Annotated in this window: 13 protein-coding genes; 7 read left to right on the forward strand and 6 right to left on the reverse strand. The window is 40.8% G+C overall.

From position 1 onward, the window contains the following. Positions 1–50: 50 nt before the first annotated feature. A complete protein-coding gene (gene gppA / locus AC2IP4_RS00225; protein WP_486310454.1) occupies positions 51–1,544 on the reverse strand; it encodes a guanosine-5'-triphosphate,3'-diphosphate diphosphatase in 1,494 nt (497 codons plus the stop codon). A 32-nt stretch (positions 1,545–1,576) separates the two neighbouring features. Next, positions 1,577–2,881: an ATP-dependent RNA helicase RhlB gene (rhlB, locus tag AC2IP4_RS00230; protein WP_375321498.1), complete on the reverse strand. Its 1,305-nt coding sequence runs from the start codon at positions 2,879–2,881 to the stop codon at positions 1,577–1,579. Between the two features lie 112 nt (positions 2,882–2,993). Here rhlB and trxA point away from each other — a divergent pair, with 112 nt between their 5' ends. The 6 genes from trxA to fre all read left to right on the forward strand — a co-directional run bounded on the left by trxA (position 2,994) and on the right by fre (position 9,174). After that, positions 2,994–3,320, forward strand: a complete 327-nt coding sequence (gene trxA, locus AC2IP4_RS00235) for a thioredoxin TrxA (protein WP_005416871.1) — start codon at positions 2,994–2,996, stop codon at positions 3,318–3,320. Positions 3,321–3,559: 239 nt separating this feature from the next. Then, positions 3,560–4,819, forward strand: coding sequence for a transcription termination factor Rho (gene rho / locus AC2IP4_RS00240; RefSeq protein ID WP_105056658.1), 1,260 nt, complete (start codon positions 3,560–3,562; stop codon positions 4,817–4,819). Between the two features lie 161 nt (positions 4,820–4,980). Then, entirely contained in the window at positions 4,981–5,760 is a 780-nt protein-coding gene (locus tag AC2IP4_RS00245) for a hypothetical protein (protein WP_486310455.1), read from the forward strand. 315 nt (positions 5,761–6,075) lie between these two features. Beyond that, positions 6,076–7,920, forward strand: coding sequence for a 4-hydroxy-3-polyprenylbenzoate decarboxylase (gene ubiD, locus AC2IP4_RS00250; RefSeq protein ID WP_486306877.1), 1,845 nt, complete (start codon positions 6,076–6,078; stop codon positions 7,918–7,920). 182 nt (positions 7,921–8,102) lie between these two features. Then, positions 8,103–8,366, forward strand: coding sequence for a 2Fe-2S iron-sulfur cluster-binding protein (locus tag AC2IP4_RS00255; protein ID WP_105056661.1), 264 nt, complete (start codon positions 8,103–8,105; stop codon positions 8,364–8,366). Positions 8,367–8,463: 97 nt separating this feature from the next. Then, the gene (gene fre / locus AC2IP4_RS00260; protein WP_375321501.1) at positions 8,464–9,174 is read left to right on the forward strand and encodes an NAD(P)H-flavin reductase; all 711 of its coding nucleotides are present in this window, start codon (positions 8,464–8,466) and stop codon (positions 9,172–9,174) included. Between the two features lie 73 nt (positions 9,175–9,247). Here fre and AC2IP4_RS00265 read toward each other — a convergent pair whose 3' ends face one another. From AC2IP4_RS00265 to hemC, 4 genes are read right to left on the reverse strand one after another with little or no spacing between them, the layout of a single operon-like run. Continuing rightward, on the reverse strand, positions 9,248–10,432 hold the full coding sequence (locus tag AC2IP4_RS00265) for a heme biosynthesis HemY N-terminal domain-containing protein (RefSeq protein ID WP_486310456.1): 1,185 nt from the start codon (positions 10,430–10,432) through the stop codon (positions 9,248–9,250). After that, positions 10,429–11,652, reverse strand: coding sequence for a uroporphyrinogen-III C-methyltransferase (locus tag AC2IP4_RS00270; protein ID WP_375321503.1), 1,224 nt, complete (start codon positions 11,650–11,652; stop codon positions 10,429–10,431). Before AC2IP4_RS00270 ends, AC2IP4_RS00265 begins: the two co-directional genes overlap by 4 nt. Continuing rightward, positions 11,649–12,410, reverse strand: a complete 762-nt coding sequence (locus tag AC2IP4_RS00275; protein ID WP_375321504.1) for a uroporphyrinogen-III synthase — start codon at positions 12,408–12,410, stop codon at positions 11,649–11,651. Before AC2IP4_RS00275 ends, AC2IP4_RS00270 begins: the two co-directional genes overlap by 4 nt. Position 12,411: 1 nt before the next feature. Beyond that, entirely contained in the window at positions 12,412–13,347 is a 936-nt protein-coding gene (gene hemC / locus AC2IP4_RS00280; RefSeq protein ID WP_375321505.1) for a hydroxymethylbilane synthase, read from the reverse strand. Between the two features lie 256 nt (positions 13,348–13,603). On the opposite strand from hemC, the gene AC2IP4_RS00285 reads away from it, so the two are divergent. Next, positions 13,604–16,126: a class I adenylate cyclase gene (locus AC2IP4_RS00285; RefSeq protein WP_486310731.1), complete on the forward strand. Its 2,523-nt coding sequence runs from the start codon at positions 13,604–13,606 to the stop codon at positions 16,124–16,126. Positions 16,127–16,194 lie beyond the last annotated feature (68 nt).

Genomic DNA, 16,194 nt, shown 5'->3' on the forward strand with positions numbered 1-16,194 from the left:
TTCTAGCCTCTAGTTAGCGCAGCGTATAGGCTCTTACTCGTTCCTAAATACTAGTCCCTAGCATCTATAACCAAATCCCAACCAATATTCGTCTGCTTATCCGCTTCAATCTCTAACTCAGATCTCGTTAGAGGATTCGCCGCCAACCAAGCCCCATCAATTGACAATGACAAAACATCATCTTTTTCTGATAGCGTTACAGTAGGTGCTAAATTCACATCACGACGATGAGTGAGAATAATCGCTAAACGTAAAATACGTAGCATGCGTTGAGCGGATAAATCAGATACCGCGTGTTGAGTTGGCATCGTAGAGAACTGCTCGCGATAACGGCGTAGTAACTCACCTAATAAGTGCTTCTGAGCGCGAGTATAACCTGGTAAACCTAAGGCATTGATTAAGTAGGCAGAGTGTTCGCCTCCTTTTTTATAATCAATGCACATACCAATTTCATGCAGTTGGGCTGCCGCTTTTAACAGTGGTAAAGCTTGTGGCTCACTGAACCAGTTTTCACCACATTGAGTGACGAGTTGTTCTACTAATTCAGTCACTTGTTGAGCGTAATCAGTATCAAGTTGATAACGCTGTTGAATGCTTGATATGGTTCTTTTACATACTTCATCGTATTGAAGTGCTTCGATCATGCCATAGCATAATCCTTCACGCAGAGCACCACCTGCTAGTGTCATTGAATCAATATCTAATAACTCAAAGATAGCAATAAGAATGGATAAACCACTTGGAAACACTAAGGCGCGCTCAAGAGTAAGACCATCAATATCTAATTGTTCTAAGTGTTCGTATTGCATTGCTTGCTTTTGAAGGCGCTTAAGCTTGGCTAAGGTAATAACCTCATCCATGCCTTGCGCCAACATAATTTCTTGCAATGCTTGAACCGTACCACTTGCTCCAACACAGGTTTGCCAACCAAGGTCGGTATACTGCTGTAAAATTGGAGCTAACGTCTCTTTTGCGCCAGCAATGGCCGCATCAAAGTTATTTTTGGTTAATGCACGGTCTTTAAAGTAGCCTTCAAGCCAAGTAACACAACCCATTTTTAGGCTTGTGAGTGCCTGTGCCTCAAAACCCTCACCAATGATAAGTTCTGTACTTGCACCGCCTATATCGACAACTAAGCGACGGCCATTACCACCAGAAGTGTGTGCAACTCCTTGGTAAATAGTGCGAGCTTCTTCTTCACCTTCGATCACGTTAATGTCATGACCTAAGATTTTATTGGCTTTTTCTAAGAATACATCCACATTGGTAGCGACGCGCAATGCTGCGGTGCCTACAATGCGAATGTTTTCTACTGGGATGTCTTGCAAGCGTTCTGCAAATAAGCTCAAACAATCCCACCCACGCTGCATAGCTTCATGGTTGAGTGTGTAGTTTTCATCTAATCCAGAAGCCAAACGAACTTTACGTTTAATTTTGGCCATGGTTTGCACACTACCATTTATATGACGCACAACAAGCATATGGAAGCTATTGGACCCTAAATCAATGGCGGCATACATAGGTGATATTGTTGAACTTTTCATAACATCCTTTTTATTTTTCCGTAGAACTCAGATTATGCCTGAGGGCTACGAGGTTGACGTGGGCGAGAGTATTTACGATTTCCGCCTTGACGTTGACCATTGTTGTTGCCGTTACGACGATTTTGCTGCGGACGACGTTGTAGACGTAATGGTGCTGGCAAATCTTCTAATAATGCTGAAGAGTCGTAATCAGATTGTGGGATTGAATGCTCAATGTATTCTTCGATTGCTGGAAGATTAATTGCGTATTCTTCACACGCGAAGCTGATTGAGTTACCACTTTCACCAGCACGACCTGTACGACCGATACGGTGAACGTAATCTTCAGCTTCGTTTGGTAGATCGAAGTTAAATACATGAGTTACTTGTGGGATGTGTAAACCACGAGCGGCTACGTCAGTAGCAACAAGGATATCGACATCACCTTTAGTAAACTCTTCTAAAATGCGCTCACGTTTTTTCTGTGGAACGTCACCAGTAAGAAGACCAACGCGGTGTTTATCAGCAGCTAGGTGACCCCAAACTGATTCACACTTGTGTTTAGTGTTTGCAAAGATAATCGCGCGATCTGGCCATTCTTCCTCAATAAGCGTTTGAAGTAATGCCATTTTGTGATCATTTGAAGGATAGAAAAGCTCTTCCTTGATGCGATGACCTGTTTTTTGTTCTGGTTCAACAACAACGTGCTCTGGCTCTTGCATGTGTTCAAAAGCAAGCTCTTGTACACGGTAAGATAGCGTTGCAGAGAACAGCATGTTTAGACGTTCTGTTGGCGCTGGCATACGACGGAAGATGAAGCGAATATCTTTAATGAAACCGAGATCGAACATGCGATCGGCTTCATCAAGGACAACCACTTGAATCATCTTAAAGTCAATGTGACCTTGCTTATAGAAGTCGATGATACGACCGGTAGTACCGATCAAAATATCAACACCTTGTTCAATGACTTGCTGTTGTTTTTCATAACGTTCGCCACCGTAAGCTAACGCGGCTTTTAGGCCAGTGCTTGCGATCAGTGACTCTGCATCATTGAAGATTTGAATCGCAAGTTCACGCGTCGGAGCCATAATAATGGCTCGCGGTTGCGTAATTTTACGACCTTCAGGAGCAGGTGTCGTTAATAGGTGATTAAAAGTAGCAGTAAGGAACGCTAGCGTCTTACCTGTACCCGTTTGGGCTTGGCCTGCAATGTCTTGGCCGGCGAGCAGTACCGGCAATGCCTTAGCTTGAATAGGAGTACATTTAATGAACCCTTTTGCATTCAAACCATCAAGGACCTGAGGCTCTAAACCTAGGTCGGCAAACTTTTGCTCTGTGATGTGCGTCTTTTTCATTGCTATAGAATATCAGTTAAAGCTTGCAATACGAAACGTATTCCATTCAAATAGGGCATCAATTTGCTGGTTATCATCAAATCAGCCTTTAAATTTAACGTTGGAGTTGACGATGAGCGACAAAATTTTGCAGCTTACAGATGGCGGTTTTGAAGAAAGTGTGATCAATGCTGCAGGCCCAGTATTAGTAGATTTCTGGGCAGAATGGTGTGGTCCTTGTAAAATGATTGCTCCTATTCTGGATGAAATCGCAGACGAGTACGAAGGTAAGCTAACGATTGGTAAATTAAATATCGATCAGAATGCAGGAACACCACCAAAGTTTGGTATCCGTGGCATTCCAACGCTTCTTTTGTTTAAAGATGGTGGCGTAGCTGCAACGAAAGTGGGTGCACTTTCTAAAACTCAACTTAAAGAGTTTCTTGATGCAAACCTATAATATAGGGTGAAATTAAGTCAGATAGAACCGTATATAATGAGAAATTATGTGCGGTTTTGTTTTATCTGAGCTAAGCTAAGCTTAGAAATCAGGGCCAAGCCCTAGACTCAAATGCGAATAAGTGATAATTTATCGGGCGTATTTCATACGATCTCATTTCTTGACCGAGCTCGAAGGTCATCCATTCTTAAATCAACTAAAGATAGAATCTGATTTTGACTAAACAACTACCTACCACTATGAATCTTACTGAACTTAAAAACCGACCTGTATCGGATCTTGTTGCTCTTGGCGAATCATTGGGCCTAGAAAACCTAGCTCGTCTAAGAAAACAAGACATCATCTTCTCCATCCTTAAGCAACATGCGAAAAGCGGTGAAGACATCTTTGGAGATGGTGTTCTTGAGATTCTTCAAGATGGCTTTGGTTTCCTTCGTTCAGCAGATTGTTCTTATTTGGCTGGCCCGGATGACATTTATGTCTCTCCAAGCCAAATTCGTCGCTTTAACTTGCGTACAGGTGATACGATTTCTGGAAAGATTCGTCCACCTAAAGATGGCGAGCGTTATTTTGCCCTTCTTAAAGTAAACGCTGTTAACCATGACCGTCCTGATAATGCTCGTAATAAAATCCTTTTTGAAAACCTTACTCCTCTACACGCGAACGATCGTTTACGTATGGAGCGTGGTAATGGTTCAACTGAAGATATTACAGCACGTGTTCTTGATTTAGCATCACCAATTGGCCGCGGCCAACGTGGTTTGATTGTTGCTCCGCCAAAAGCGGGTAAAACAATGCTACTTCAAAACATTGCTCAAAGTATTGCTTATAACCACCCTGAGTGTGAGTTAATGGTTTTACTTATCGATGAACGTCCAGAAGAAGTAACTGAGATGCAACGCCTAGTTAAAGGTGAAGTAATTGCATCAACGTTTGATGAGCCTGCATCTCGTCACGTACAAGTTGCTGAAATGGTTATTGAGAAAGCAAAACGTCTTGTTGAACACAAGAAAGACGTGGTTATCCTACTGGATTCAATCACTCGTCTTGCTCGTGCTTATAACACCGTTATTCCATCGTCTGGTAAAGTGCTTACTGGTGGTGTGGATGCAAACGCATTGCACCGTCCTAAGCGCTTCTTTGGTGCAGCTCGTAACGTTGAAGAAGGTGGTAGTTTAACTATCATTGCAACGGCATTGGTTGATACTGGCTCTAAAATGGATGAGGTTATCTACGAAGAGTTTAAAGGTACTGGTAACATGGAATTACATCTAAACCGTAAAATTGCGGAAAAACGTGTATTCCCTGCAATCGACTTTAACCGTTCAGGTACTCGTCGTGAAGAGCTTCTGACTAAGACGGATGAGCTACAAAAAATGTGGATTCTGCGTAAAATTGTTCACCCAATGGGCGAAACAGATGCAATGGAATTCCTAATTGATAAATTATCAATGACAAAAACGAACGATGAGTTCTTTGATGCGATGCGTCGTCAATAATTGAGTCTTTACTCAGTAATTGATACTTAGTTCTATAAATAATAAAACGCTGCCTACTTAGGTGGCGTTTTTTGTTGCTTATTTGTTAATTTGACGGCATCATCATCTGTACTAAGCTTTGGAATAGGAATGTCCGCTTAGTTTATCTAAAGGAGCAACATATGCGACAAGGACTGTTAGCATCGATCCTCCTCTCTGCAAGTTTGCTGGTTGGTCACGTATCTGCGTCAGAAATTCAACCTAACTTTGCACAAAGTTTATTAGTTGATCAGCGACTTAATAAGAAGGTGGATGAACTACATCAATATTTGATTGATGGAGATATCATTACTCTCAACTTTTCTCTTAACCGCCTTTCAATGCCGCAACAAGAAGCGGTTCGTTTTATGTTGCTACAGCAAATAGAGCAACAAAATTTAGTTTTAGATCCCAAAGGCACTCTCTGGCTAAAAGAACAATTATCTATTCACCCAACGTATACAATTAAAGAGCAAGGCAATGGGTATGTCGTGACTAAACTGGCTTTTGATTATTCGAGTATAGCTTCTCGTGTGTTAAGCCAAATGTCGAAAGACCAACAAGTTTTAGATTTTATTCTTGCAGCAGAAGAGCATCGTTTAGTGTTGTCTGAATGGCTAGTAGGTGAACCCCATGAGGTTCGAGTTCGTCAATCTATTGTATTGGCAGAGTTAGACAGTTTAACGCCTGAAGCATTGGACAATTTAGTTTCTCAAATTACTGGTGATCCATTATCAGTATGGCTACCAACGACAGAGGTGATGGTGCGTTTGGCACAGTTATCTAAAAGTAATGATATGTATAAAATCTTATGGAAGATGCGTAAAGATCAATACAGTATTTCTGAATTGGAGCGTTTATCGAATGCCGCGCCAGATCCATTTGCGACTCAACAATTAATGGCTGCAACGAATAACCCTTAGTTAAAACAAAGTGCGTTTGCCTCGCTTGCAAAGCTTCATCCGCTTCCTCAGGAAGTTCAAATTTTTCTATTAGCTAAGATTGATCATATACAAGATGGTGGTGCGGTTGCTATGCATCTGGCGAATTACGGTCATGTTCCTTGGTTAGAGAGTTTATCAACAACGAGAAACAAGGTACGCCAACAACATGTACGTTTAGCATTATCACAACGTTAGTGTAATTAGACTTAACTCCAGTTAATGGCTTTGAAGTAGGTTGGGGATATGAGGGAGTTTGGGTATAATCTATCCAAACTTCACTACATGTAGATAGCGATGCAATATAAGGATTTACGTGATTTTCTCGATCACTTGGAAGAGATCGGGCAGTTAAAACGCATTTCACACCCCATTGACCCTCATTATGAAATGACAGAGATCAGCGATCGTACTTTACGTGCGGGTGGTCCAGCATTGTTGTTTGAAAATCCTATCGGTTACGATATTCCTGTATTAACGAATCTATTTGGTACACCTGAACGTGTTGCGATAGGTATGGGACGTAAAGACGTTCTTGAACTGCGTGAAGTGGGTAAATTACTGGCGTATTTAAAAGAGCCTGAGCCACCAAAGGGTTTTAAAGACGCACTAGATAAATTGCCTGTATTCAAGCAAGTATTGAATATGCCAACTAAGAATATTCGCAAGGCAAATTGCCAGCAGATTGTTTGGCAAGGTGGTGAGGTTGATTTAGATAAAATCCCCGTAATGAGTTGTTGGGCAGATGATGTTGCCCCGCTATTAACTTGGGGTTTAACTATCACTAAAGGCCCAAATAAGAAACGTCAGAATTTGGGTATTTATCGTCAACAGAAACTGAGTAAAAACAAAGTCATCATGCGTTGGCTTGCTCACCGTGGTGGTGCGCTTGATTTACGTGATTGGATGGAAACCAATCCCGGTGAACCTTTCCCTGTCTCTGTCGCATTTGGAGCCGATCCTGCCACTATTCTTGGCGCAGTAACGCCTGTCCCTGATACCTTATCTGAATACGCATTTGCGGGTCTTTTGCGTGGTAGTCGAACTGAGATCACCAAGTCTATTAGTAATGATTTAGAAGTTCCTGCCAGTGCTGAAATTGTATTTGAAGGTTATATCGACCCAACAGAATTTGCCGATGAAGGTCCTTATGGCGATCACACCGGTTACTATAACGAAGTTGAAAAGCATCACGTATTTACCGTAACGCATATCACCATGCGTAAAGATCCTATCTATCACAGCACCTACACAGGCCGTCCACCAGATGAGCCAGCAGTATTAGGTGTGGCATTAAACGAAGTGTTTGTGCCGATCTTACAAAAGCAGTTTCCTGAAATTATTGATTTCTATTTACCACCAGAAGGTTGTTCGTATCGCATGGCGGTAGTGACGATGAAGAAACAGTACCCAGGACACGCAAAACGCGTGATGATGGGAGTGTGGTCGTTTTTGCGCCAGTTCATGTACACTAAATTTGTTTTAGTATGCGACGAAGAAGTAAATGCTCGAGATTGGTCACAAGTAACAGCAGCAATGTCTCAGCATATGGACCCATCACGTGATAGTTTGATGATAGAGAACACACCAATCGATTCATTAGATTTTGCTTCGCCAGTCGTTGGTTTAGGCTCAAAAATGGGTTTAGATATCACTAAGAAATGGGATGCTGAATTAGCACTGTCACCAGATGTTGAATGCTTACTAACCAATAAAGAAAATATTGAAGGTTGTCTGGCTGAAATTACTAAAACGTGCCCTGAAATCATTGATATTCATTTGCAGAATGACAATGCGAGCATGGTAGTGGTGTCTATTGATAAACAAATCTCAGGTAATGGCAAAAAGGTCATGGAGGCTGTTTGGTCTCAATTTGATGAGAATAAGTTTGTTATTGTATGTGATGGCGATGTTGATGTGAGTGATTGGAACGACATTATTTGGGCGGTCACCACTCGAATGGATCCAGCAAGAGATACGCTGTTCTTACAAAACGGAATTGGTCATTCAAAAATGGGGTTTGATGCGACCAATAAATGGGAAGATGAGTGCCTTCGTGAGTGGGGTACACCAATCAAGAAAGACTCAGAAGTTGTTGCTAAAATCGATGCCATTTGGGATGAATTAGGTATTTTCAAATAAGTATTGGTTTACTACATATTTTAGTGAAGTGTAATGTCTTGTAGCAAAACAGCTGTTGTTATCGATAAGCTATCAACATTAATTAAATCCATTCTGCTTTTGCGGAAAGACATTTCATTTCACTGGATAAAGTAAACGAAAAGGTATTTCATTAAGCTCTGAAAAAGATAAAGAAAGGTGTGATGAAAAAAATAACCTTACTCCCACAGCAAAAAGAATTCAACATCGAAGAAGGGCAAACCATCTTAGATGCGGCATTAGAAGCGGGGATAAACTACCCAAATCGATGCCAAGTAGGTGCATGTGCCATGTGCTTATGTAAAAAGTTAGAAGGGGAAATAGAATACGATTTAGAACCGCTTCTAACCGACAAAGAACAACAAGAAGGGTGGGTATTTGCGTGTCAGGCAACAGCAAAAAGTGATTTAGTGCTGTTGTTAGAATAAATCCTCCCCGTATAATTAGAGCTTAATGCTCAATACACATAATAATTACAGCGTATAAATACCATTTTAAATAGGTATCAGCTGAAAAAGGAAAGTCATGCCAATCAATTGCAAAGTAAAGTCTATCGAGCCATTGGCTTGTAATACTTTTCAAATATTACTTCACCCAGAACAGCCCATTGCTTTTAAAGCGGGTCAATATCTAATGGTTGTTATGGGAGAGAAAGACAAACGCCCATTCTCAATCGCTAGTAGCCCTTGCCGCCATGAAGGCGAAATTGAGCTTCATATTGGTGCAGCAGAGCACAATGCTTATGCGGGAGAAGTGGTTGAATCAATGAAAGCCGCGCTAGAGAATGGCGGAGATATTCAAATTGATGCGCCTCATGGTGAAGCATGGATCCGTGAAGACAGTGAGCGCTCAATGCTGTTAATTGCTGGCGGTACAGGTTTCAGTTATGTGCGCTCAATTTTAGATCATAGCATCAGCCAAAACATTCAAAAGCCAATCTTCCTATACTGGGGTGGCCGTGATGAATGTCAGTTATATGCTAAAGCAGAGATTGAAGCGATTGCCGCAGCACATGAACACATTACGTTTGTACCTGTTGTTGAGAAAGCAGAAAACTGGGCAGGAAAAACAGGTAATGTACTTGAAGCGGTAAAAGCCGATTTTAATTCTTTAGCGGAAATGGATATTTATATTGCTGGTCGTTTTGAAATGGCAGGCGCTGCGCGTGAACAATTCATAACAGAGAAACAAGCGAAGAAAGAGCAATTGTTTGGTGATGCATTCGCTTTTATCTAATTTTAGCTTTAGTTAATACAAATAAAAATGCCACTTTTGAAGTGGCATTTTTATGAACAGTATTTAAGTATAATTAGTTGTTATCATCAACCATAGTTAATGCTTTACGAGAAAGATCAGCCGCCGCTTGCTTACGGTTTTGTTTATCTAGCACTCGTGCAAGGTAGGCGTAATCAGACATATTTTCACGTACTTCCAATGCAGCTTCGAAATGTTCACGCGCAGGCTGCCATTTTTGCGTCCGCATATAAAGCTGGCCAAGTGTACTTTGAATCACAGGGTTACGAATATCGTAATTTGCCATGTCTTCAAGCAATATCGTTGCAGGGTGATAATCTGCAAGATTTAGAGTCGGTAATAATTCAACTAAGCGATCATCACTGCGTTTTTTTAGGTTATCTCGCAAGATAATATACGCTTCAGAATCGGCTTTACGAGCATGTAATTGTTTAATTAAACATATCAATATAGGAATGTGCTTCTTTAGTTTTTTAGGTAAAGAGTTCCAATGTTCTAATAAGCCAGCAGTGCCTTTGTTCGAAGTAATAAAGGCCATCAATCCACATTCAGCTTTTTCTTCTAACTCTAAAGCTTGTTGATCTGAAATCAAATTTGCTTTCGTTAATGGATGGATGATGTTTTTCAATGCTTGCCATTCATTTAGGGCTAAATAACATTCTTTAAGCAACTCTAATAAAACAGGGTTGCGAGGGTAATCGACTTTTACAGATTGGAGTGTAGCAAGAGCCAATTCATATTGCTCTTCGCGCATTTGCAGTTTAGCACTAGTGAGCGCAACAGCGAGTGTGCTATCAGCTTGCTCTGAGGCTAATTGTAAGTAGCGATCACGTTGTTCTATTTGTTGGCGACCTTGTGCGGCTTCTGCTGCTGCAAGGTAATTCAATAATGGAAAGTCGTTGTGGCGACCGCCTTTAGTGATTAGACGTTCAGCTTCTTTCCATTCACCTTCATGCAGTTTAATCATACCTTTGAACGTGTTGTAGCGTGCTTTTCGTAAATGACGAGCACTAAACCAACCACGAGTAAAATTACTGACAGAGAGAATACGTTTAACTACTATTTCTAATAAGAATAATCCGGCGATTAGCGCACCGATAAAGAGAACTAACGTTGTTAAGCTCATTTCAACCGTTGTATTTGCGACTGAAATTAATACATAACCTTGTTGATCGGCGAACGTCGTTCCCACGATTAATCCACCGACTAAGACTATTGCCAGAAGAAGTAATCGGATCATGATTTATCTCCTTCAACCATTTCAGCTTTTTTTGTTGGCGTTGCTTTGACTGGATCGGACCCAACGGCTTGAACATTTCGGCGTAAGCGCTCAGAAATGAAGTCTGATAATAAAGCCTGTGTTTCCATTTTTTGTGGGTAGCGAACATCAACCTTGAATTTTGCTAGTGAGTCCAATTGCGCCATGAAACTCTTAACCGCGGGATCATCTTGTTGGAAGTACTGAGAAGACCATAGCTTAGCACTCTCTAGTGAGGTCGCATAAACTTCACTTTGTTCACGATATAGCGCTTTAGAAGCAAGCAGTAGTTTTCCTTTGATGTTCTCTTTTAGGTAAAAATGTTGTTCGGGACTAAGCAAAGGAATGACATTGCCTTCACGGACACGATAAGTAATGAAATGACCAGCAAAGTCATCCAGAGACTGCATTAAGTTTGATTGCCAATCATTAATGTTAGTTGACACTTTCTTTTGTTCTACTGCATCAGCTTCAGGGAGTACAGCACTAGCAAGAGGCAGTTTATTAATCTGTTGTTCTAGGCTATTCAGTTTTAACACCAAGCCATCACGGTCAATTAATGGAATCGCTTTTAACGTAGCAATATCGTCTGCCATAGCACGGCGAAGAGGCGTTAGGCTTGGATCGTTAAGTGCGGAGATACGTTGATCGGCATTTTCCATCAAACGCGTCGCACTGACGACATCATGTTCAAGCCATAATTTACGACCTGCGATTTTTACTAAGTAATCAGCCTCTGCTAGCAACCAATCATTAGGACGGCGGCCTTTTATATCGGCAATTGCCAATTGGAGGCTGGCAATACTTTTATTTTGTTGTTGCATTAGTACCGTTGCTTTACGAACAGTCTCATCTGCTTTATCTGTAATGCGTTGCTCTGCTGTGACTAATTTTGCATCAAAAGTACTGTCTGCACTTTTTAATTGTTGTTCAAGTTGAGCAATTTTAATCTGTTGCTGAGTTACTTGCTGTTGCGATGCTAAAAAGGCACCACCACTTAATAAGATCGAAATAATAATCGCAACAGTGCCTAAACGACGTCCTTTTTTATCAACAAGTTTTTCTTGTTTTTTAGGTGTTGCGGCAGAAGTTGAATACGTAGTTGGTTCTGTTTTTTTCTGCTCTTGTGCAACTGAAGAAGACGCGATAACCGGCGCTGCGTTTTCTTCGGCAGGCTGTGGCTTATTGTTATTTTTTGTCATTTGAAAGTCCCATCATGATGATGCTCACTGAGATAGTGCAGCAAGTCGGAATTAGAGGCTCCGCCAACCGTTTCAATATGTTGATAACCAAGCTGTTGTCCAATTTGGTTAATTCGTTCGCTAGGCACTAATAATCGACACGTTAATACCCAATTTAAGTCTGTGTTGGTAAATTGTGAAGTGAAAAAAGTGAGTTGTTCACCACTGGTTACCACCAATGTATCTACGTTTTTCACTTGCCACTCTTTGGTTTTTATTGAACCATTAAATGACGTAAGTTGTCGTTGATAAGTTTCACAATAAGTAACTTTTACCCCAAGGCCTTCGAGTGCTTGATAAATAAGGTCTCGTCCACCATTGCCTCTTAGAATTATAGCTCTTTTTCCAGTAACGTTTTCTAAGACAGGAAGTGCGAGTAAATGTTCACTGTCGCTTGGTGTTGGAAAGTGTACTGGATCTGAGATATAGGTTTTGAGCTGTTGAGCGCTCTTTTGACCAACCGCTATATAATTAACACCTTTTTTCCACTTTTTGTTCTGTTTTTCGAGGAAGTTTTGTGCGTGTTCAGCGGCATGTTGACTGACTGAGATGATAAAATCACCATCAGACAAAGAAGAAAAAAGCGATGGTAACAGAGGGAGTTCTTTTCCTGGGTGAATAGTTAAAAGAGGATGAGAAATAGCATGATGCCCTAATGCTTTTAGGGCATCACACAATGCTTGGCTCTCTTGCTCAGGGCGAGTCACCAATATGGTCATATTAAGCGTCTGCGTATAGGCGATCTAAAATATCTTTCGCGCCATCGTTAAGTAGTTGCTCAGCCAATTGCGTACCTAATGCTTCAGCATCTGACACTGGCCCCGTAATTTCGCCACGAACCATGATAGTGCCGTCCGGTTCACCAACTAAAGCGCGTAACCAAATCTGGTCACCGTCAATTAATGAATAACTACCGATCGGAACCTGACAGCCACCTTCAAGACGGTTGTTCATTGCTCGCTCACACAATACACGATGTGCGGTTTCTGGGTGATTAAGTGGTTCAAGTAGAGCACGAATACGAGTGTCATCTAGGCGAGTTTCAATACCGACAGCGCCTTGGCCAACAGCAGGTAACGATTGCTCTGGTTCAATTGAGCTTTTGATTCGATCTTCTAGACCAAGACGAATAAGACCTGCACAGGCAAGAATGATCGCGTCATAATTACCGTCGTCTAATTTCTTTAGACGAGTACCTACATTACCGCGAAGTTCTTTAATAATTAAATCTGGACGTGCTTCTTGTAACTGGCATTGGCGACGTAAACTACAAGTACCAACAACTGAACCTAGTGGTAAGTCTTCAATACAAGTATAAGTATTAGAGACGAATGCATCTCGTGGGTCTTCACGCTCACAAATTGTGACTAAACCTAATCCTTCAGGAAACTCAACGGGCACGTCTTTCATTGAGTGAACCGCAAGATCAGCGCGACCTTCTAGCATCGCAACTTCAAGTTCTTTTACGAATAATCCTTTTCCGCCAACTTTTGCTAATGGTGTATCAAGAATGATGTCACCTTTAGTTACCATGGTAACTAATTCTACTTCCAAACCAGGGTGAAGAGACTGTAGCGCGTCTTTAACAAAATGAGCTTGCCATAGAGCTAAAGGGCTTTTACGAGTGGCAATACGAACTGGTAATTGCTGTGACATAGTAGTATCCGATCAAAATAATTACCTTATCCTACCACTACTTGAGGGTGAGGTGAAAATACAGGATGACAACAGTGTGATTATAGGTTAAAAACAACACCGCAATTACTAGGGGACCTAGGATTGCGCTTAATGCGTAAACTTTACGCCAGTAATGAAAAGTGTTATCTTGATCACGTTTTATAGTCGGTATTGGACGAGTTATGTTCAATATGAATCGTCATCATTGATGACAAAGATGAGCCAGGCTTTCTATTTGCAAACCTATATTGAAACATTAATCGCCCGACAACAGCGTCTTACTGAACAGCGTATAGATCGCGCGTTAGCATTAATGAAACCACTTGGGCAAGAGATCTTCCATCAATTGCCATTGCTGCTGCATTTCAATCACTCGGAGCTTCCGGGGTTTATTGAAGGTGCACCTAGTGGTATTAAACAATTTCATGCAAATAAGAAACAGCGTGAGTGGATGGCTCAACTGACGCTTCGTTATCCTCTTTCTACTTCTAACCAAGGCAATATTCTTGGTTTGTATTCAATGGGCAGTACTTCATCTATCGGACAAACTGTCACCAGTGATCTTGATATTTGGGTGTGTATACCAGAGCACCTTCCAGCAGAGAAAAAAAACCTCTTGCAACAAAAATGCGATGCTCTGACTGAGTGGGCTGCGCAGTTTTATATTGAAGCAAATTTTTTCTTGATGGAACAAACGCGTTTCCGTGACACTTATTCTGAAGAAATGACAGGAGATAACTGTGGGTCTTCACAGCATCTGTTGTTACTTGATGAGTTTTATCGAACCGCAGTATGTCTTGGTGGGCAACAATTATTATGGCAGATCATTCCTCCAGAAATGGAAGAAAGCTATGACGAATATGTTGATCAGCTTTGTCAGCAAGGTGTAATTAGAAAAGAAGAGTGGATTGACTTTGGTCGTCTAAATCATATCCCTGCTGAAGAGTATTTTGGGTCGAGCTTGTGGCAACTTTATAAAAGTATCGACTCACCGTTCAAATCGGTATTAAAAGCGATTTTATTGGAAGCCTATTCTTGGGAATACCCACACACTCAATTATTAAGTATTGATAGTAAACGTCGTTTTTTTGCCGATGAGCCAGATCTCTATGGTATGGATGCGTATTATTTAATGCTGGAAAAAGTAACGCGGTACCTTGAGCGAACCAATGATATGGCTCGTTTAGAACTTGTACGTCGTAGCTTTTATTTAAAAACTCATGAGAAACTGTCTCGTAAGCAAGGAAAAGGTTCAGTTGAGTGGCGTCGTAAGGTGTTAACAGAGCTAACATCACAATGGGGGTGGTCTCAAGCAACGATAGTTGAGCTTGATTCTCGTCGTACATGGAAGGTTGAGCAAGTTAAAAAATCACATAATGATTTGCTTGAAGCCTTAATGCAAAGTTACCGTAACTTGATCCGTTTTGCGCGTAATAATGACATAACATCGTCGATTAGCCCCGAGGATATCAGTATTCTTGCTCGTAAGCTTTACGCTGCATTTGAAGAGCTTCCTGGTAAGGTTACTTTACTTAATCCACAAATTTCCCCTGATCTGCATGAAGCTGATTTAAGCTTTATTGAAGTGCAAGATACTGGCGTTAATAAAGCGGGTTGGTATGTATATAAACAACCACTAATCGCTAAAGAATTGATGGGTGCAAAGCAATTAGAGCATAATAGATACTTAAGTAAATTGGTGGCGTGGGCATTCTTTAATGGCCTGCTGACGGAATCAACACGATTAGATGCGGTTGTACGCCAAGCCGATCTGAATATTGATAAGTTTTACCAAATGGTAAGCGACTTAAGAAATACATTTTCTGTGCATATGCCACAGCCGACCAAAGAAGAGTTAGGCAGCCCATGTGAGGTTCGCCAATTATCAATATTTATCAATTTAGAAAGTGATCCTACTGAAACATTGAAGATGAAGCCTGAGCGTATGAATCAGACGGATGCAGATATCTTTAGTTGCGGTAGCGAGCAGAACAATCTTATTGGTAGCGTGGATTTAGTATATCGAAACTCATGGCATGAAGTTAGAACGCTTAATTTTAGTGGTGAGACGGCAATTCTTGATGCTCTGAAAACGGTATTATGCAAAATGCATCAAGATGCAGCTCGTCCTGAATCGGTTGATGTTTTTTGCTATAGCAAACAAATGCGTGGCATTATCCGTAACAACATTTACCAACTATTGGCTGAATGTATCGAACTTCGTTTAAAACCTGTCGAAAATAACGAAAAGCGTCGTCGCTTTAAGGGCATTAAAATTGGATCGACTATGTATGGCTTGTTCTTTGAGCGTCGTGGTGTATCTATTCAGAAATTAGAAGATTCAGTACAATTTTATTCAAGTATTTCAACTAATAAAGCGATTGGTTCAACGACAATACCTTTAGGTGATAATAGTGGTGTTGTTATTCCTGATGTCGTGGATTCATTTGCGAGTGAAGGACTCATTCAGTTCTTCTTTGATGCCTCAGACTATAATGATGATGGTTTTAATATTTACGTCTTAGATGAAGATAATAAGATTGAAATTTATCATGAGTGCTACGGCAGCAAAGATGACATGGTGAATAGTATTAATCATTACTACACCTCAAGTCGTAATAATATTGATTTAGAATTCCCAGATAAAGTGAACTTTAATTTACCTCAATTTTATGAAGTGGTTTACAGTGATATAAAAGAAGCGTCAGTGCTTTCTTACCGCAGTGGACAGCAACAATGTAAATCAAAGCAAGTGTAATTTATCTCTAAATAAAGCATAAAATAAACAAAGTTAGGTTGCGAGTCAGTCTTAGCTTTGTTCAATTC

Source organism: Aliivibrio thorii, from assembly GCF_057368585.1.